Raw genomic sequence first — 21,093 nt, forward strand, 5'->3', positions numbered from 1 at the left:
ATGATAAAAAATTTCAAATGGCTACTATTGGTTTCTCTAAGCTTTGTAGCATGTAATAATAATGATGATGAAGATGCAGTAGTTGAAATTCCAATTACACCTGGTTCAGCCACTTTTACTAGCTATGTGGCTTTGGGGGATTCTTTTGCAGCAGGATATAGTGATGGGGCTCTTTTTAAAGCGGGGCAATCTAATTCGTATGTGAATATATTGTCTCAACAGTTGGTGCCGGCAGGAGGTGGTGCTTTTACAACTCCGTTAATGGCTGATAATATTGGAGGGTTATTGTTGGGGGGTAATGTAATTGCTGGGACACGTTTGTATTTTAACGGAAAAGGACCAGTTCCAGTATCTGGAAAGCCAACTACAGAAGTTACGAATCACCTAGCGGGGACTTTTAATAATTTGGGTATTCCTGGAGCCAAAAGTTATCATTTGCTTGCTGCGGGATATGGAAATACTGCGGGTGTGGCCTCGGGTAAAGCAAATCCATATTATGCACGTTTTGCCACTTCGGGTACAACTACCGTATTAGCAGATGCTTTGGCTCAAAATCCAACTTTCTTTTCTTTATTTATTGGTGGAAATGATGTTTTAGCTTATGCTACATCCGGAGGTATTGGTGTAAATCAAACTGGGAATATAGATCCTTCTACTTATGGCTCAAATGATATTACTGATCCTAATGTTTTTGCGAATGTGTATAACGCTTTAGCGACTAATTTGACAGCAAAAGGAGCAAAAGGGGTAGTGGCTAATTTGCCATACGTGACAACTTTGCCTTATTTTACTACGGTTCCTTATAATCCAGTTCCATTAACTGCGGCTTCGGCGACACAATTGAATGCTGGTTATGCGCAATATAATGGTGGATTGCAAGCTATGGTTACTAATAAGTTGTTGACTGCAGAGGAAGCGACAAGAAGAACAATTAAATTTGTAGCAGGCAATAATGCGGTAGTTATAGTAGATAGTTATTTGACTAATTTGTCGGCTTATGGTCTTCCGTCTTATAGACAGGTGACTAAAGAAGATTTGGTTGTATTGACTGCTAGAACTTTCATTGGAACTGCTGTTGGAGGTGATCCAACAAAAGTGAATGGAGTTTCTGTTCCTTTAGCGGATCAATGGGTACTTTCAAAAGATGAAATTAAAGAAGTGCAAATTGCTACTGATGCTTACAATAAAACCATAAGTGCAATTGCGGAATCAAAAGGATTAGCATTTGTGGATGCTAAATCAGCTATGATGCAATTATCCACTACAGGGGTTCGCTTTGGGAATTATCACATGACTGCAGCATATGTTACAGGAGGTGCGTTTTCATTGGATGGTGTGCATCCTAGTCCAAGAGGATATGCTTATATTGCTAATCTTTTTGTGAATGCTATAAATGCTAAATACGGAGCGACTTTAAGAAACGTGGATTTGGCTCAATATCAAATTCAGTATCCTGCAACTATACAATAATTTTAATTTACAATAGTTATCGAAACCACCCGTTAATCAACGTGGTGGTTTTTTTATTTTTTGGCTAAGAACGAGATGTTTTGATAGTTTGAAACTGCTTAATAATCAATTCGATAAAAATTTAGCTTTTTTTATAAAAAAAAATATTGATTTTATATTTTAAAAAATTATCTTTGCACTCTGAAAAAAGTATCCATTCGATGAGATTCGATGGGCTGTATTTCATAAACCTAAATAGCTATTTAATAAATACATAAGTAATGTCAAAAGTAATAGGAAAAGTTGCCCAAATCATTGGACCAGTAGTCGATGTAGTTTTCAACGGAAAAGATGTTGAACTTCCAAAAATTTATGATTCATTAGAAATCACAAAAAAAGACGGAACGTTATTAGTTCTAGAAGTACAATCTCACATCGGTGAAAACACTGTTCGTACCATTTCGATGGATTCAACAGATGGTTTGAGCAGAGGTTATGAAGTAGTTGGAACAGGAAATCCTATCCAAATGCCAATCGGTGCGGATGTTTACGGTCGTTTGTTTAACGTAATTGGTGACGCTATTGACGGTTTGCCAGCTTTACCTAAAACAGGTGAAAACGGAACTTCAATTCACAAACAAGCTCCGAAATTCGAAGATTTATCTACATCTTCTGAAGTTTTATTTACAGGTATTAAAGTAATCGATTTGATTGAGCCTTACTCAAAAGGAGGTAAAATTGGATTGTTTGGTGGTGCTGGAGTAGGTAAAACAGTATTGATTCAGGAGTTGATCAACAATATTGCAAAAGGGCACGGTGGACTTTCTGTATTCGCAGGAGTAGGAGAAAGAACACGTGAAGGGAATGACTTACTTCGTGAGATGTTGGAGTCAGGAATTATAAAATACGGTGAGGAATTCATGCACTCTATGGAAAATGGAGGATGGGATTTATCTAAAGTAGATTTACCTGGAATGAGAGAGTCTAAAGCTACTTTCGTTTTTGGACAAATGAATGAACCTCCAGGAGCTCGTGCTCGTGTGGCACTTTCTGGATTATCTATCGCTGAATATTTCCGTGATGGAGCAGGTTCTGATCAAGGAAAAGATGTATTGTTCTTCGTTGATAATATCTTCCGTTTTACACAAGCAGGTTCTGAGGTTTCGGCTCTTTTAGGTCGTATGCCTTCTGCGGTAGGTTACCAACCAACATTGGCAACTGAAATGGGTGCGATGCAAGAGCGTATTACATCTACAAACAAAGGTTCTATTACATCTGTACAAGCGGTTTACGTTCCTGCGGATGACTTAACTGACCCGGCGCCAGCAACAACGTTTGCTCACCTTGATGCTACTACTGTATTGTCTCGTAAAATTGCTGAGTTAGGTATTTATCCTGCGGTGGATCCATTGGATTCTACTTCAAGAATCTTGGCACCTCACATTATCGGTAACGAGCATTATGACTGTGCACAAAGAGTAAAAGAAATTCTTCAAAAATACAAACAATTGCAAGATATTATCGCGATTCTAGGTATGGAAGAGTTGTCTGAAGATGATAAATTAGCGGTTTCAAGAGCTAGACGTGTACAACGTTTCTTGTCTCAACCTTTCCACGTTGCTGAGCAATTTACAGGATTAAAAGGTGTATTAGTTGATATCAAAGATACTATCAAAGGATTTAACATGATTATTGATGGTGAATTAGATCACTTGCCAGAATCAGCTTTCAACCTTAAAGGTACTATTGAAGAAGCTATCGAGGCTGGAGAAAAAATGTTGGCGGAAGCTTAAAATCAGTTTGTAGTTTACAGTTAAGCAGTATTCAGTTTTACTCATAACTCATAACTCATAACTTATAACTAAAAAAATATGTTATTAGAAATAGTATCACCAGAAGCGAAATTATTTTCAGGAGAAATCACTTCTATTTCTGTTCCAGGAGTAGATGGTCGTTTTCAAATGTTGAATAACCACGCGCCAATAGTTTCATTGTTGCAGAAAGGAACAATTAATATTACTGCTCCTGCCTTTGATTTAAACGAAGAAACTGCCAGTTTATTTACCAAAGTAAATGATCAAAATTATACTTTAGAAATTGCCTCAGGTACTCTTGAGTTAAAGGATAATAAAGTAATTGTTTTAGCAGATTAAGACAATTCAGCTCTTAAAATGAAAATGCCTGACGAAAGTCGGGCATTTTTTTGTTTAAAATATTTTTGAAAACAGTTGATTTAATTTATCATTTTGAATAAATCATTCAAGGGTTATATCCATATGGTATAATTTCAGAAATAAAGTATTAGATTTATTTTTTAGCTGCTCCGGGAGGGAAACCTGCCATAATGCTTTTTACGGAACTATTAATAAATTCTTCAGGATTGTCTGGTTTGTTGTCAATTTCGGCATTACCAATACCCTGCCAAACTAGTTTGTCGGTTTTTGTGGATATAATATCAATAACCAAGGAGCCGTCAACATAATTATAAGTGTTAAATGTTGTCGAGCCTCCTCCCATCACTGCACCTCCACCCCAATATCCGTAAGGGCGATACATACCACCATAACCATAGTAATTTGAATTGGCAGTAACCTGTGTTTTGTTTTTTAAAATCGCTACTGCATTTACTTTTAAATCAGGATTATCACTTGTTTCTTTAAAACCTTTGGCAGTCATTTCTGCGCGAATTGCTTTTGTAACTCGATCTACGTTTAATTGGTTTACCTGGCCTTTCTGTGCACTCAAATCAAAAGTTGCAAAAGTTTTGAATTCGCTAAAATTAACTGCGCGGTCATAATCCTGAGTAACGGTTACGGTTGGGCCACAGCTAAAAAACAATCCCAAAAACAGCATTGGGATTATACCTAATGTTCTTTTTTTAATGTTCATTTTATTAAATTTTAAAATTGATTTAATTGTTAATAGTCTATAGATTGTTATTTTGGATGTCTGTTGCAATAGGTAGACGACTTTCTTTAATTGCGTCCTACATTTTAACATAATCCGGATCATTTTAATCTGCATCCAAAACTGAAAAATGCGATAATGTATCGGCGAATTCATCATTTTTTCCATATAACCAAACAATCCAATTTTACTCCTTTTTGAGTAAGGCTCAATCAAATTGATTATCTTTTTTATCTAAGAATTTATCATACATAGATTCAGTTTAATTGAAATTTATTCTCTTTTTAAAATCCAAATAAACGCACTAACGTATTGATTATCAGTGTTAAATTTACTAAAATTTAAAACACTATAAAAGGGATTTTGATTTAAAAATACTTAGTTTTATGAATTAACTCTCAATTCGTATCAGTCGAATTGTTTTAATTTCTGACGAAGCTTAAATTATTTGCCTAAGATTACCTTTTTCCAGTCTTCTTTCATGTTAATTATACGCCGTCTGGTTTTTGAAGCTGGACGTAAAAAAGTGTGTCTTTTTCCTGATGGCTGTATTCTCTAACAGAATCATTCTGGTTTATTAAATTAGTTTGAATTGTGAAGTGCTGAAAAGGAAAATTATTTTTAAAACAGATGTTTGTCTCCTCTCTTTTTATAAAACATTTCAAAGGTGTAGGATTAGTTTGCTGTATATTTATCTGGCTTTTTTGCAACTTACAGTTTAGGAGTCAATTAAATGTATTGTCTGTAGAGGTTTGACCAATTATTTTTTTAACTTTACGTTATGAGTTTTTAAAGTGTCAGGTAATTTAAATTTTTAGAAAATGAAAAATAATAAATTTTTAGTATTTCTTTTTTTATTAATAAGTGCTATAGGTTTTTCTCAGGTATACACCAATAAAGTGGTGGGTAAAAAAAACGCAGCACTGCTTGACAGTCTTAAAGTAGTGGAGTATCCGTATGCTTTGCCTATATGGGGTGAAAAGGCAACACAAAAAGGTTATCAATTACCATATTCTGCGGGTCTTTCGGTTAATTACTTTTGGCAAGAATCAGATTTAACGATAAAGAATTTGGAAGTTGGGTTCAATAATGGGCCTATGTACAATCTGGATCAAATCATACGTTTTAATAGTGCCGTAGCATCTGGATATGCAGTCAATGTTAGGCCTGATGTTTGGTTGTTTCCTTTTTTGAATGTATACGGTATTTTTGGAAAAACTAGAATGTCTACTACGATAGATGCAGGTGTTTGGGTTCCAGATGCCGACAATAATTGGTCACAAGTAACTTCTTTTAAGTCCAAAGCTGATTTCGAAGGTACTACATTTGGATTAGGTATAACGCCAACAATTGGTGTCGGAGGGGGCTGGTTTGCCTTGGATATGAATGTGGCATGGACTGATATTAATTCACTTGATAAACCTGCTATGAGTTTTGTTTTTGGTCCAAGGTTGGGAAAAACATTTAAACTTAATAAACAAGATAGTAACATTGCTGTTTGGGCTGGTGGATTTAGGGTGCATCTAAAAAGCGGAACAAATGGTTCATTGGCTTTGTCAGATGTTTTGCCACTCGATGGAGCGCAAGCAAAAGTCGATCAAGGTTTGGCTACTGTAAATGATAAACAAGCCCAAGTGGACAATTGGTGGAGTGGGTTATCCAATGCTGAACAGGTGAAACCGTCCAACAAAGCAAAATACGAAACGGCGAATAGAGCATTAGAGACAGCCGGAAACCTTTTGAACGGTATTGACGGGGCGTTAAGCACGGCCGAAACTTCTACGGTACAATATTCTCTTGAAAAAGCGCCAAAAGATATGTGGAACTTTGTTTTAGGGTCCCAATATCAATTTAACAGGCATTTTATGCTACGTGCTGAATGTGGATTTCTAGCAAGTCGTACCCAGTTCATGACAAGCCTTCAATATCGATTTGGGTTGTAATTTAACGATTCACAAAAAAGTTAATTGCGAATCAGCAAAATTAATCAATAACAACACATGAAAAAAAGTTTCTTCTTCATTGCATTATTTTTTAGTTTTCATACTGTTGAATCCCAAGTGATAATGTCCTTAATCTTTGGAGATAAATTGAATTCTCCTAATATTGAATTTGGTTTGGAAGGAGGTGCCAATTTTTCGGCTATTTCAAATCTGGATTCGGATTATAGGAGGGATTTCAATTTGGGTTTTTATTTCGATTTTAATCTAAAGAACCCTTCCTGGATGTTCAACACGGGAGTAATCGTAAAATCGACAATGGGTGCCAAAGACATAGCGGTTTATTCGTTGAATGACGAGAAATTAGATGCTGTATTTGCTGAAGGTTCTGTCAAAAGAAATATAAACTATTTTAATGTTCCTTTGATGATTAAATATAAGTTTGACAATAACATTTATGTAAAGGCAGGTACGCAATTGGGGCTTTTGTCCACGGCTAATGATTTGTTCCGTCAAAATTATAATGGGGAGGATGTCGAGTATAAAAACAATATACGCGACAAGATTCATGTTGTCGATGCCGGTTTGGTAATTGGCGCTGGGTATCGAATAAAAACCAAGTACGGTATGAATGTTGGTTTGCAGTATTATTATGGATTGGTTCCGCTTCTAAAAGGGGATGACAGTTCAACCCAATACAATCGCTCCCTTTATATAACTGCGGGATTGCCTATAGGAAAAGGCAAAGCAGGAAAAAGGGCTGCTGAAAAGACAGCCGCCGAAAAGAAAGCATCGGAAGAAGGAACCTCTTTTCCTAAAAATTAAGTAGGTTTTTTTATAACTTTGCAGTTATGAATTTTCCAAAAAAACTGTCCGATAAACTAGAGTCACGAAGACAAAACAAATCATTACGTATTCTTCCGCAACCTAATGAATTAATTGATTTTGCTTCTAACGATTATATTGGTTTTTCAAAATCGGAAGTAATTTTCAATGCAACCCATCAATTTTTATTGGATCATAACATAAAAAGCAATGGCGCCACTGGATCGCGATTAATTTCCGGCAATCACACTTTATATACCGCAACCGAAAATTATATTGCTCAATTCCATCAATCGGAATCGGCTTTGTTGTTTAATTCTGGGTATGATGCTAATGTTGGTTTTTTTAGTTCCGTTCCCCAAAAAGGCGATTTGATTTTGTATGATGAACTCTGTCACGCTTCCATCAGGGACGGAATCCAATTGTCGAATGCGAAGTCCTATAAATTCAGGCACAATGATTTTGAAGATTTGGAGCTGTTGATTCAACGTAATCCTAACACCTTAATTTACATCGTAACAGAAACTGTTTTTTCGATGGACGGTGACTGCCCAAATATGGAAGAATTGATTGCTGTTTCTGGGAAATACAACTGCTATTTAGTGGTTGATGAAGCACATGCTTTGGGTGTTTTTGGAGAAAAAGGGGAAGGATTAATTCAGCATTTGCATTTGCAGGACAAAATATTTGCCCGAATTATGACTTTTGGCAAAGGCTTGGGCTGTCACGGCGCAGTGGTTTTGGGCTCGGAGGAATTAAAATCATATCTCGTTAATTTTGCCCGAAGTTTTATATACACCACAGGGCTTTCTCCCCATTCGGTAGCCACTATTTTAATGGGATATCACCATTTGGAAAAAGATAAAAAGGCTCTTGAATCACTTCGTGATAATATTGTTTTTTTTAATCAAGTAAAAAAAATGCTGTATTTGAGTCCGCTTTTTATTCGGAGTAAATCGGCGATTCAAAGTGTTATTATTCCAGGAAACGAAAAGGTAAAAAGTATTGCTGTTGCTTTGCAACAAAATGGTTTTGATGTTAAAGCGATACTGTCGCCAACTGTTCCCGAAGGACAGGAAAGACTGCGTTTTTGTTTGCACAGCTTTAATAGCAAAGAAGAAATAACCAAAGTATTGACGTTGTTGAGTAGCTTTGTATATTAAAGATGAATGTCTGAAATTATTACACAAAGGTTCACAAAGAGAAAGCGCAAAAACACACAAAGAAATTATTAAACAAAAATCTTTGTGAATCTTAGCTAAACTAAAAAAAAATGAAACTATTTATTACAGGAATTTCTACCGATGTAGGCAAAACGATTGCCTCTGCCATTATTGTCGAAGCTTTAGAAGCGGATTATTGGAAACCCATTCAAGCGGGTGATGTTGACCATTCCGACAGTCATAAAGTCAAATCTTTCATATCTAATAAAAAAACAATAATCCATTCGAACAGCTATTTGCTAAATACTCCAGCAAGTCCGCACCTTGCAGCTGCAATTGACGGAGTCACTATTGATTTGAAGCAAATAAAAGAGCCAATAATCCAAAACCATTTGGTTGTAGAAGGAGCAGGAGGAGTTTTCGTGCCTTTGAATGATACAGATTGCGTTATCGATTTAATCCAACGCGATTATAAAGTTATTGTGGTTTCAAGGCATTATCTGGGAAGTATCAATCATACCTTGCTTACGATCGAATCCTTGCTTAATCGTAAAATAGTGATTGGAGGAATTATTTTTTCAGGTGATGAAAATCCTTCAACCGAATCTATAATTCTGAAAAAGACTGGAATTAAATGTATTGGTAGAATAGAGCAAGAGCCTTATTTTGATCAAAATGTAATCAAGGAATACGCTGATCGATTTAGAGAGAATTTGTTAAAACTTCAATAGCAATGTCAATAGCAAAAATCAATTTCAATCTGGAATCTAATATCAAGAATCTAATGACTTTAATCGAACGAGACAGCCAACATCTTTGGCATCCTTATACACAACATAAAACGGCTGCACTTCCAATTGCTATCACCAAAGGAGAAGGCGCTTTACTTTGGGATGAAAACAATAAACAATATATAGACGCCATCGCTTCGTGGTGGGTGAATCCATATGGGCATTCCAATAAGTTCATTGCCGATGCGATTTATAAACAGTTGACAACATTGGAACATGTTTTGTTTGGAGGATTTACTCACGAACCTGCAATTATTTTAGCCGAAAAGCTATTGGCTATTTTACCGATGAATCAAAAGAAAGTTTTTTTTTCCGATAATGGATCTACATCTGTTGAAGTGGCAATCAAAGTGGCTTTGCAGTATTTTTATAATAAAGGCGAAAAGAGAAAAACGATTATAGCTTTCGAAAATGCCTTTCATGGGGATACTTTTGCCGCTATGGCTGCCAGTGGAATTTCGTTTTATACGCAGGCATTTCAAGGAATGTTTATTGATGTGGTTCGGATTCCCGTGCCTGTGAAAGGGCAGGAGCATTTCAGTTTTGATGCCTTGCATGAAGTAATCAAGAATAATGATTGTGCAGGATTTATATTTGAACCCTTGGTGCAGGGAGCTGCGGGTATGGTGATGTATCAACCCGAAGCATTGGACAAATTGCTTCAAATTTGCCAAGAAAATAATGTCCTTACGATTGCCGATGAGGTAATGACGGGTTTCGGGAAAACAGGAAAAACTTTTGCCAGTGATTATTTGACCCAAAAACCCGATATGATGTGTTTGTCTAAAGCCTTGACGGGTGGAACGATCCCGATGGCAATCACGACTTTTACTTCAGCTCTTTTTGATGCGTTTTATGACGAAGATATCAACAAGGCATTATTTCACGGACATACTTTTACCGCAAATCCGACGGGTTGCGCTGCAGCTCTGGCAAGTCTTTCTTTGTTGGAAACCGTAGAAATGCAACAAAATTTGATCCGAATCAATAAAAGCCATTTGGATTTCAAAAAGCGGGTTGAAAACCATCCCATGGTTACGGCAAGTAGAGTGCTGGGCGTTATTTTTGCATTGGAAATAAAAACAGAAACTTCGGCAAGCTATTACGGAACGCTACGCAATAGGCTCTATGATTTTTTTATTGAAAATGGGGTGATTCTTCGTCCTGTTGGGAACATCGTTTATATTTTGCCACCTTATGTGATTACAGATTCACAATTGCAAAGAGTGTATGAAGTGGTCGAAAGTGCTTTGGAAATAGTTTAGAAATTAACCACTAAGACTACTAAGAAGGCACAAGGCTCATAAAGTTTTTATTTGAAATAAATTTAATGCAATACCCTAATAGATTTACAATAGTGTCCTTAGTGACTTCTTAGTGGACTTCGTGTTTAAATAGTTCTCATTTTTAAGAAAAACTTTGCGACCTTTGCGGTTAAATCAGAATAGAATATTTTGTCACAAATTATCTCCATAACAGCAATAGCTTCCATTTCGTCATTAGGAAATTCATCGGAAACGATTTGGAAAAATTATCTATCGGACAATCCTTGTTTCTCGACACAATTTTTGGATCATCAAAATACGGCCGTTGCTGCACTTGATGAGGAATCCAAGGCAGAAGTCGAAGTGTTACGGCAATCGGATATAAAATACAAATCCTTAGATAAATCGGTATTGTTTGCGATGGTGGCTTCCCGCAAAGCCATGAAAAAAGCAGGCTGGACAAAAGGAGCTGAATTTGGAATTAACATTGGATCTTCTCGCGGTGCAACCGACTTATTTGAAAAGCATTTTCAAGAATATTTAGAAACAGGAAAAGCTCAAACTTTGGCTTCGCCAACGACCACTTTGGGAAATATTTCCTCCTGGGTGGCACACGATTTACAAAGTGAAGGCCCTGAGATTTCGCATTCCATTACATGTTCTACAGCTTTGCATGCCGTACTCAACGGTGTGGCTTGGTTAAGGGCGGGTATGTCCGATAAATTTTTGGTTGGTGGAAGCGAAGCTCCTTTGACGGATTTTACAATTGGTCAAATGCGAGCCTTGAAAATTTACTCCAAGAGCGAAGAACAATATCCCAATAGAGCTTTCGATTTGGACAAAAAGCAAAATACCATGATTTTGGGTGAAGGTGCTGGAGTGTGCTGTCTTGAAATCGGAAAAAAAGAAAATGCCATCGCATTTATTGAAGGTATTGGTTATGCGACCGAGATTTTGGAACATAATATTTCGATTTCGGCGGAAGCAACTTGTTTTCAGAAATCGATGAAAATGGCACTGGAAAATATTGATATTTCTGAAGTGGATGCTATTGTCATGCATGCTCCCGGAACGATAAAAGGAGATTTGACTGAGTACAAAGCAATTGAGAAAGTCTTTGGCGAAAGCCTGCCTTTGTTAACTACTAATAAATGGAAAATCGGGCATACTTTTGGTGCTTCTGGTATTTTGAGTATGGAAATGGCCATTTTGATGATGCAACACAATCAGTTCATCGGAGTGCCTTTTGCGGAAGCGCAAAAACAAACAAAATCCATAAAGAAAGTTTTGGTTAATGCTGTTGGTTTTGGAGGGAATGCTGTTAGTGTGCTTTTGAGTTTATAAAAGTTTGGCTATATCGCCAAGATTCGCGAAGGTTTCGCAAAGAGGCACAAAGGTTTTAACGTTTGAAACATAACAAAAAAACGTACAAGGAGTATTGTTCTATTCAAATTAATTTAGCGATTCTTCGTTTTCTTTGGGAATCTTTGTGGAATAAATAATTCGTTTAATCTGTGTTTCCGTTCTCCAGTTCTTTCACCTTGTCATAAATCAAATTGCTTTCAAATCCTCTGCGAAGCATATAATCGCAAAATTTCTTTCTTTTTTTGAGAGCATTGGTTTCTGTAATGGATTTCCAATTTCTTTCGGCGAGTTCCTCAAACGTGGCAATATATTCTTCGGGTTCAATTTCTTTTAGGGCAAGATTGATCAAGGTTTGATTAATTTTTCTAATTTTCAGTTCGTTCGTAATTCGAATTTTTCCCCAATGCTTGATGCGATGTTTTCCTCGGGCAAAACTACAGGCAAACCGAGCCTCGTTGAGAAAATTGTGCTCAATAAGATGCACGATGACTTCGTCTATTTCGTTTGGATCTAGTTTCATACTCCACAATTTCGATACCACTTCTTCATGACAGCGCTCTTGATAGGCACAAAAATGTTCAATTTTTAATTTGGCTTCTTTGAGGGAATAGACTTCTTTCATCGTAAAATATCAATTTTGCATTGGTTTTGCTAAAGCAAAAGTAGAACATTCCTTTTGGATGGAGAACTTGTTTTTTAATGTGTTTCAGATTCAATATCCAAAATTAAATACGATTAATGTAGTTGACAAAGAACTGTATTCTGTCACACAGATTGAGAGTCATAACTTCTAAATCAATAAATTTTTATTATCGATGAAAATTTATTGTAGTTGCATTAACACTATTTCGGATTCTACTTCTTTGTTTCGAATATTGTTGGAACTCATTCATGTCATTGATGTGTCTGATTGTAATATTTAGAAAGTTAAATACTATAATATTAAAAAAATAATGTATTTAATCGATAAAATATGCTTTTATTCGATTTATTCGGTTTCGTTCACTAGATTTGGTACGGTTAAGAATATTATATTTTAAATACTTAAAATCAGTCAATTAACTTTTGTTGGTGAAGTTGTATAATCTTGTTTTTTTAGCCATTTTTTAGATTGTTACAATTTGTTATTATACAGTTGGTTGTTTCAAATTTTTTATTAGTTCTGTCTATTAGAGGGACTAAATTAAATATATGATAGCATTCTATGTATAACCGTTTTAGCTAAATTGGAATGAATGGGATTATATAGAAACAGTGATAAATTTCAATCTTCTTTCTCTTTTTTACCTCAAAATTCTCTTGTTTAATAAATCAATTCGATATTGAATGTAGATTTTAACACCCATAACTGAAATGAAAAAACTATTACTTTTAACTATTACACTCTTTTTGATTTCGCAAATATCCTTTGGGCAGGCGGCAAGCAGTTATTATTTTACTGCTGTATCAGGGAGTTATATTCCGCTTTCTGGAGTTTCTGGGGTTGTTGATACGTCACTTGGAGCAACGGCTGATGCGGGAGTGTCTACGAGTATTACCTTGCCATTTGCATTTACTTTTGCAGGTACAGCTTATTCCGCTATAAAAGTATCGCCCAATGGCTGGCTTAGCTTTGGTGCTGCTACGGTAACCGATGCTCAAAACAATACAAATTCACTTGTGAATGCGGGTGTTGCTAAGCCTGTTTTATTTCCCTTGTGGGATGATTTGATGTGTACCGCAAAGCCTAGATACATAACGACGGGGATTTTTCCTCATAGAAGATTTAAAGTAGAATGGAGTCAGCAAAAATGGAATGCTCAATCTCCAGGAGATGTAATTTCTTTTCAAATTTGGTTTTTTGAGACTACAAATGTTATAGAGTTTTTATATAATCAAGGAGCTACAGCAGTAACGAATAATTCAAGTGGTGCTTCAATAGGAATTTGTGATGCAAACGGTAAATATTTAACACTTACTAATTCCGGAACAACCCCAACAGCAGAATATAATACATTTACGACAAGCATTAGCACCAAGCCGGCAACAGGACAAATTTATAGATTTACACCACCACCTGTCACCGGTCTTGAAGCCAGTAAATATTGCTTTAGTACAAAAACAGTAACCTATGGGATTTTAACTGGAACCACAGATGTTGTAGGGATAACGGCATCAGAAGATGATGCGGTTTCCAATGCCGTTACCTTGCAATTTCCATTTACTTTTGGAGGGGTCGTTTATACAGACGTGAGGGTTTCCAGTAATGGATGGCTTAGTTTTGGAGCGACGGCAGTTTCAGCTAGTCAAAATTATACAAATACTGCGGCTAATGCAGCTTTATCCAAACCTATTTTGATGCCTCTTTGGGATGATTTGAGGGGTACAACAATTCCTAGATATGTAACAACGGGAGTGGCTCCCAATCGAATTTTTAAATTAGAGTGGTATAAACAAAAGTGGGATTATCAAAATACAGGAGATGTAATATCGTTTCAAGTATGGCTTTATGAAGGATCTAATAGGATTGAATATATTTATAATCAAGGAGCAGCTGCGGTAACTAATGCTTCGGCTACTATTGGTATTTATGATGCAAATAGTAATTATTTGACATTAAGTAATTCGGGAACAAGTCCAACTGCCCAAACTGGAATATTTACTGCGGCTATTGCAACAAAACCAGCTTCAGGACAAGTGTATCAATTTACGCCACCTCCTATAATAGCTTATCCGGGTAACGCTTATATTGCCATTGGGAAAGTTGGGGTTACGCAAACTGGAGCTACAGGAGGTATGTATACATCCTCGCCTACCGGATTGAGTTTGAATTCTTCAACAGGAGAAGTGAATTTAGCGGCAAGTGCTGGAGGAACTTATACAATAGTTTATACAGTGAGTGGTTGTTCTAATGCAACTGCGGTTATGACTATTTTTCCTTTGTTGCCAATTCCTACCGCTACGGTGATAGAGGCTTCTTGCTCAACAGGTACTGATGGCACCATCACCATAACAAATATGAAGAACGCCGTAAAATTTATTGCAGCCGATAATGATTATATAGATTTGGGAAGTCCTTTACTTTCTAATAAAAGTGCTTTCACTATTGAAGGTTGGATAAAATTTAACATAGCTGATGTTACAGGAAGGATGAGTTTGTTTGGGCAAAATGATGCCATCGAGTTTGGTTTTGCAAATTCAACAACCATAGAATTATGGACTGCAGCAACTGGTTCAGTAACCGCTGCACTTCCGCCTTCTTTGGGAGATGGAGCGTGGCATCACATAGCGGCGGTAGGAAACGGATCAACAGTCAAAATTTATTTGAATGGAGCTAGTGTTGCTGTAACTGGGGGAGTAGTTACGACTGCAAACTATGGTAGCTCAAGTTCGAATGCAAAAATAGGAAGTGGCGTTTTTAATGCTTCGGGTGATTCTTTTACGGGGCAGGTAATGAAATTAGGACTTTATAATACTGCACTTTCTGCTATTGGTATAACCTATATGGCTATTGGGCCTACTACTTATTCGGGTTTTGAAACGGGCATTATTTCTGGTTATAATTTTTTCGTAGGATCTGGAACTACTTTGTTTTCCTATCCTTCTGGAAACAATGGAACTTTTCAAAATACTCCTGATTGGGTAGATCCATATACCTATAACTGGCAAAAAACTGGTGATGTAAGTTTTTCGGCTAATACAAAAAATTTAACGAATTTATCTCCCGGTGAATATAAAGTTACTGTTTCGCTAATAGGAGTGAGTAGTCCGAATGCTGCCAGTTTTACGGTTGGGTCTGCACCTATAGTAGTTGCATTGGCTGGTACAGGGGCAAATTGCAGCAATAGCATTACTGCAAACTGGACGGCATCTGCTGGTACAATAAGTTATTCCTTAGATGTTGCCACAGATAGTGGTTTTACAACTTTTGTTTCTGGGTTTAATGATTTTAATGTTGGCAATGTAACCAGTTATGTAGTAACAGGATTGCCTCCGGGGAATATTTATTACAGGGTTCACAAACACAGTAGTTGCGGAGAGAGTTCTTATTCTAATGTAATTACTTATGCAACTTTACAAATAAATGCGCCAACTGCTATAGATGCAAGTGACGTTTTGTGCAACGGATTTACTGCCAATTGGAATCCCGTTTCAGGAGCTACAGCTTATTATTTGGATATATCCACAAATTCGTCGTTTAGTACTTTTGTGACGGGGTATAATAATCTGAGTGTAGGAAATGTTAGCTCTCTTGTTGTTACACCATTAGCGTCGGGATTTACTTATTACTATAGAGTACGATCTTCAAACGCAACTTGTGGCACGGTTGCCACATCTTCAAATGTAGTTCAAGTTATAATTAATACAGGTCCAACGGCACCAATCGTGGGATTAATACAACAAATCTCGTGTGCTGTGCCTGGAGGTAGTGTAGCTTTAAGCGGATTGCCATCAGGGAGTTGGATTTTGAACTTCAATACTGGAGAATCATATTCAGGTAATGGGACAACTATAACCATTCCGGGGTTAGCAGCTGGGACTTATACTTGTGCAGTTTCTGAAGGGGTATGTTTTTCTCCTAATTCTTCTAATATTGTTATCAATGCATCTCCAATTTCCTTAACATCCTGGAATGGAACTTTATGGTCTAATGGGACTCCAACAGCTTTAAAACGTGTTGTTTTTAATGGAGGAGTAAGTGATGTTTTTACAGTTGGAACCGATTTGAGTATGTGCTCTTGTCAAGTTAATTCGGGTTCAATCATTGTTAATTCGGGAGTTGTACTGTCAGTACAGGAAAGTCTTGATGTTTTGGCTTCGGCCAGTTTTATTTTTGAAAATAAAGCGAGTTTAATTCAAGTGGATGATGCTGCAGTAAATACCGGAAAAATTATCTATAAGCGAGAAACTACGCCGATGAAGAATTTTGATTATACGTATTGGTCGTCGCCCGTGCAGGATCAAATGCTAAATGTTTTATCTCCTAATACTTTATCGGATAAATACATGAGTTATTCGATGAATAAATGGGTGATTGAGCCGGCAGCAAACACCATGAATCCTCCAGGAAAAGGATTTATTATTCGTGTTCCAAAGCCGCAATTTTGGCCAAATCCAGTGGCAGCTACTTATATTCAGCCGGTGCAGTTTGAAGGGATTCCTAACAATGGAGCTTACACCTTGTCAATTGATCCAACGGGTTATAGTAACCTGATCGGAAATCCATATCCATCGGCGATGAGTGCAGATGCTTTTTTATTGGAAAACAGCATCAATAATCCTAGGCTAGAGGGAACGATTCGTTTTTGGACACACAATACAGCTATTACTAATTTGAAATATTCGGGAACGGATTATGCTTCTTATAATTATCTAGGAGGAGTTGGAACCAGTGGTAATTTTGTGGATGCAAACGGGAACGGTGTTATGGATGCCGGAGAAGAACAAATTGTTAATAAGCCTTTAGGATATATAGCGGCGGGACAATCTTTCTTTGTGAAAAGTGCTACTGCAGTAGGGCCTGTTGTTTTTAACAATGGCATGCGTGTAGGGACTTCAGGTAAAAACGCTCAATTTTTTAAAGGGACTAGTTCCAAAACTGCTGCCATTGAGAAACATCGAGTTTGGTTGAATCTAACCAATACAGAAGGGGCTTTCAAGCAAATGTTAGTGGGTTATGCCACAGGGGCAACGAATGGTTTTGATAGTGTCTTTGATGGAAAATCACAAGACAGCAACAAATTCATTGATTTTTACAGTATCAATGAAAACACCAATTTTGTGATTCAGGGGCGTGCGGTTCCATTTGACAAAACGGATAAAGTGCCATTGGGTTATAAAACGACTATCGAAGGAACTTTTACGATAAGCATTGACGAAGTAGACGGGGTCTTGGCTACGCAGCCTGTTTTTGTTGAAGATAAAGTGACTAATGTCATTCATAATTTAAAGGACGGGCCATATTCATTCACTACGGCGGTAGGGGTTTTTAATGATCGTTTTGTGTTGCGTTACAAAGACAATACGCCAGTTGTAATTCCTCCTGTGGTAGTTGAGCCTCCGGTTGTTGTCGAACCCCCAGTGGCTGTAGATCCTCCGGTTGTGGTTGTGACTCCTGTGGTAGTTGAGCCACCAGTAGTTGTAGGGCCAGCCGTTGTTGTAACACTACCAGTGGCTGTAGATCCTCCGGTTGTGGTTGTGCCTCCTGTTGTAGTTGAGCCACCAGTAGTTGTAGGGCCAGCCGTTGTTGTAACACCACCAGTGGTTGTAGCTCCTCCGGTTGTGGTTGTGTCTCCTGTTGTAGTTGAGCCACCAGTAGTTGTAGAGTCACCCGTTGTTGTAACACCACCAGTGGTTTTAGATCCTCTGGTTGTGGTTGCACCACCTATTATTGTAATACCTCCCGTAGTTGTAGAACCACCGATTGTTGTAACACCGCCTGTGATAGTAATTCCTCCGGTAAGTGGTTTGGATCCAACATTGGAAAATCCATCTTTCGGCAAAAAAGATAAATCAGTTATTGTATCAGTAAAAGATCATCAAATAAAAGTCAACTCTTTTGATGAGGCAATTGCCGAGTTGATCGTTTATGACCTGAGAGGAAGATTGCTTTATGAGAACGGTAATGTGAATAAAAACGAGTTTATTATTCAGAATTTAACCTCAAGTGATCAATTTTTAATTGTTGTAACTCAATTGGTAAATGGTAAATTGGTTACTCAAGGAATTATTTTTTAGGAAGAATTAATGTAAGATCATTTTATTTTTAGGCTGCTCGAATAGCATTTTCGAGCAGTCTTTTATGTTCTCGATATTTAGTTTTGTATCTTCTGGCTATCACGGACTACCACCATTTATTGTAGTTGTCAATATTTATTTTTCTTTAAATTTTTTCAGTCTGCCCGTATCGATTCAGCATTTTTGATAGCCTATTTTTTGGTATGTTCAAATATGGGCCAAATGATTTTTTATTATTAAAAGGACGAATGAATTGTGACAGTCGATAAATATTTCAGTTGAATTAGTAATTGGAATTCTGCTCCTCCTTTTTCCATTGTTAGGGCATTTTATCTCAGAATTGTTATGCAAGATTTTCAGCTCGCTCTTGAATTGTCCTGGCATCGTCTCTGACTTTATCGTTTCTATGTATCTATCTTATTTTATTTAAATTGTTTTCATGTTTTAAGTAAGTTAAATACTATATATATTAATATTTGATGTATTTAATCGATAAAATGTGCATTTATTCGATTTATTTGATTTCTTTTTTTAATTTTGATATAGTTACTAAGAATTAGTTTAGTCTTCAAAACCAGTCGATTAATTTTATTTAAAAAAGGCTTGGTAAATTAATTTAAGAGGATTTTTTTGAAAGGCTAATTCTCTTTTAATTGTCATTTATTTCTAATCAGACTAATTTATTTATTAATAATGGGGATAGCTAATTTGACTGCAAGAGATTAATAATCGACAAGGTCAGCAGATCATAAAGGTTTGAACGTTTATTAAAGCGCAACAAAAAGCTCCCTATTTTCTATTAGATACATCACTATTGAATAACATATAAAACATAATAAAATGAAAAAAACTCTACTTTTAATTATCGGATTCTTTTTGATTTCGTTAATGTCATTTGGAAAATCAGCTAGTAGTGATGATTCTAAAGTGCTACATGGGGGTTATATTTCACTTCCAAGGAATTTCGGTGCCGAGGGCTCTTTTTTTAAAGAAACAAAATTAAATGCTGTTGCCATAGAGAGACATCGCGTTTGGTTGAATTTAACAAATGATGAAGGAGCTTTCAAGCAGGTATTAGTTGGATACATTACAGGAGCAACTAATGGTGTTGATACTGCATATGATGGTTTGAGTATAGACAGTAATAAATATATTGATTTTTATAGTAGAATTGATAATCAGAATTATGTGATTCAAGGACGTGCCTTGCCATTTAATGAAACAGATAAAGTGCCATTAGGTTATAAAACGGCTATCGAGGGAACTTTTGAGATAAGCATTGCTAAAGTGGATGGTCTTTTTGCGACTCAAAATGTTTTTGTAGAAGATAAAGTGACTCATATTATACATAATTTAAAGAACGGATCTTTTTCATTTACCACTGGTATAGGTGTTTTCAATGATCGTTTTGTGTTGCGATATACAGATGATGCTCCGGTAATGCCGCCGGTTGTGCTTGAGCCACCTGTTGTTGTAGTACCTCCTGTTATCATGCCTCCTGCAGTAGTTGATTCACCCGTTGTTGTAACACCACCTATTGTTACTGAGCCTCCAGTTGTGGTTGATTCGCCTATAGTTGTTGAACCAGTTGAGGTAGTAATACCTCCTATTGTTGCTGAGCTTCCAATTGTTGTTGAGTCTCCAGTTGTAGTTGAACTTCCTGTAGTTGTAGAACCAGTAGTTTCTGTAGCTGAGCCAATTGCAGTTGAGTCTACAGTAGTGGTTGATTCACCAGTTAATGTAGCACCAGAGGTTGTTGTTGAGTCTCCGGTTGTTGTTGTAACAGAGCCAATAGTTGCCGAGCCTTCAGTAGTGGTTGATTCATCAGTTAATTTAGCACCAGAGGTTGTTGTTGAGTCTCCGGTTGTTGCTGTAACAGAGCCAATAGTTGCTGAACCTTCAGTAGCGGTTGATTCACCAGTTATTGTAGCACCAGAGGTTGTTGTTGAGTCTCCCGTTGTAGTTGAACTTCCTGTAGTTGTAGAACCAGTAGTTTCTGTAGCTGAGCCAATTGCAGTTGAGTCTACAGTAGTAGTTGATTCATCAGTTATTGTAGCACCAGGGGTTGTTGTTGAATCTCCAGTTGTTGTTGAACTTCCTGTAGTTTTAGAACCAGTAGTTGTTTTAACTACGCCAATTGTTGCAGAACCTTCAGTAGTGGTTGATTCACCAGTTAATGTAGCACCAGAGGTTGTTGCACAACGTCCAGTAATTGCAGTACCTCCGGTGATTGTTTTGGATTCCACTTCAAAGAATCCATTATTAGATAGAAAAGAAAAATCAGTTGTAGTATCAGTAAGAGATCATCAAATTAAAATAAACTCCTTGAATGAGATTATGTCTACGGTTGTGGTTTATGACTTGAAAGGAAGAATGCTTTATGAAAATGGCCATATCAACGATAATGAGTTTATCATACAAGAATTGAATTCCAGTGATCAATTTTTAATTGTTGTAACTGAATTGGCTAATAAAAATAGAATTACTAAAAAAATTGTTTTATAAAGAATAAGTGAATTAAAATTATTTTATTTTTAAGCTGCTCGAATAATATTATTCGAGCAGCTTTTTTATGTTGTACTATTCTTACTTTATTTGTTTTTTAAAACTATTTCAATTTAATATAGTTTTACTTAGAAAAACTGCAAAGTTAAAACTTACAAAAGCGTTA

13 protein-coding genes are annotated in these 21,093 nt (G+C 36.6%); 11 read left to right on the forward strand and 2 right to left on the reverse strand.

Annotated features, from left to right (window positions below; all coding sequences use genetic code 11):
- The 3 genes from HQN62_RS03065 (at window position 1) to HQN62_RS03075 (ending at window position 3,602) form a co-directional block, all read left to right on the forward strand.
- Window positions 1-1,470 carry an SGNH/GDSL hydrolase family protein gene (locus tag HQN62_RS03065; RefSeq protein WP_173503277.1) on the forward strand — a complete coding sequence of 490 codons (1,470 nt, stop codon included), beginning with the start codon at window positions 1-3 and terminating at the stop codon, window positions 1,468-1,470.
- Between the two features lie 260 nt (window positions 1,471-1,730).
- Entirely contained in the window at window positions 1,731-3,242 is a 1,512-nt protein-coding gene (gene atpD, locus HQN62_RS03070) for a F0F1 ATP synthase subunit beta (protein WP_111408535.1), read from the forward strand.
- 78 nt (window positions 3,243-3,320) lie between these two features.
- Entirely contained in the window at window positions 3,321-3,602 is a 282-nt protein-coding gene (locus HQN62_RS03075; RefSeq protein WP_116796455.1) for a FoF1 ATP synthase subunit delta/epsilon, read from the forward strand.
- 154 nt (window positions 3,603-3,756) lie between these two features.
- On the opposite strand, the gene HQN62_RS03080 is transcribed toward HQN62_RS03075, so the two are convergent.
- Window positions 3,757-4,338, reverse strand: a complete 582-nt coding sequence (locus HQN62_RS03080) for a DUF4136 domain-containing protein (RefSeq protein WP_111408537.1) — start codon at window positions 4,336-4,338, stop codon at window positions 3,757-3,759.
- A gap of 839 nt (window positions 4,339-5,177) precedes the next feature.
- Here HQN62_RS03080 and HQN62_RS03085 point away from each other — a divergent pair.
- The 6 genes from HQN62_RS03085 to HQN62_RS03110 all read left to right on the forward strand — a co-directional run bounded on the left by HQN62_RS03085 (window position 5,178) and on the right by HQN62_RS03110 (window position 11,684).
- Window positions 5,178-6,299, forward strand: a complete 1,122-nt coding sequence (locus HQN62_RS03085; protein ID WP_173503278.1) for a hypothetical protein — start codon at window positions 5,178-5,180, stop codon at window positions 6,297-6,299.
- Between the two features lie 57 nt (window positions 6,300-6,356).
- The gene (locus tag HQN62_RS03090; protein ID WP_173503279.1) at window positions 6,357-7,121 is read left to right on the forward strand and encodes a porin family protein; all 765 of its coding nucleotides are present in this window, start codon (window positions 6,357-6,359) and stop codon (window positions 7,119-7,121) included.
- A 26-nt stretch (window positions 7,122-7,147) separates the two neighbouring features.
- Window positions 7,148-8,284: an aminotransferase class I/II-fold pyridoxal phosphate-dependent enzyme gene (locus HQN62_RS03095; RefSeq protein WP_173503280.1), complete on the forward strand. Its 1,137-nt coding sequence runs from the start codon at window positions 7,148-7,150 to the stop codon at window positions 8,282-8,284.
- 110 nt (window positions 8,285-8,394) lie between these two features.
- A complete protein-coding gene (gene bioD, locus HQN62_RS03100) occupies window positions 8,395-9,015 on the forward strand; it encodes a dethiobiotin synthase (protein WP_173503281.1) in 621 nt (206 codons plus the stop codon).
- A 53-nt stretch (window positions 9,016-9,068) separates the two neighbouring features.
- Window positions 9,069-10,340, forward strand: a complete 1,272-nt coding sequence (bioA, locus tag HQN62_RS03105) for an adenosylmethionine--8-amino-7-oxononanoate transaminase (RefSeq protein WP_173505500.1) — start codon at window positions 9,069-9,071, stop codon at window positions 10,338-10,340.
- Window positions 10,341-10,529: 189 nt separating this feature from the next.
- On the forward strand, window positions 10,530-11,684 hold the full coding sequence (locus HQN62_RS03110) for a beta-ketoacyl synthase N-terminal-like domain-containing protein (RefSeq protein WP_173503282.1): 1,155 nt from the start codon (window positions 10,530-10,532) through the stop codon (window positions 11,682-11,684).
- A gap of 163 nt (window positions 11,685-11,847) precedes the next feature.
- On the opposite strand, the gene HQN62_RS03115 is transcribed toward HQN62_RS03110, so the two are convergent.
- Window positions 11,848-12,327: a regulatory protein RecX gene (locus tag HQN62_RS03115; RefSeq protein WP_116796451.1), complete on the reverse strand. Its 480-nt coding sequence runs from the start codon at window positions 12,325-12,327 to the stop codon at window positions 11,848-11,850.
- A gap of 731 nt (window positions 12,328-13,058) precedes the next feature.
- Here HQN62_RS03115 and HQN62_RS03120 point away from each other — a divergent pair.
- Together HQN62_RS03120 and HQN62_RS03125 are read left to right on the forward strand one after the other, a co-directional pair.
- Window positions 13,059-18,422 (forward strand): LamG-like jellyroll fold domain-containing protein, encoded by a 5,364-nt coding sequence (locus HQN62_RS03120; protein ID WP_173503283.1) that lies wholly within the window; start codon window positions 13,059-13,061, stop codon window positions 18,420-18,422.
- Window positions 18,423-19,262: 840 nt separating this feature from the next.
- Complete coding sequence (locus HQN62_RS03125; RefSeq protein WP_173503284.1) at window positions 19,263-20,927, forward strand: T9SS sorting signal type C domain-containing protein; 1,665 nt, start codon at window positions 19,263-19,265, stop codon at window positions 20,925-20,927.
- Window positions 20,928-21,093: the final 166 nt, after the last annotated feature.

Origin of the sequence: Flavobacterium sp. M31R6 (assembly GCF_013284035.1) — a bacterium.
Taxonomy (GTDB): Bacteria; Bacteroidota; Bacteroidia; order Flavobacteriales; family Flavobacteriaceae; genus Flavobacterium.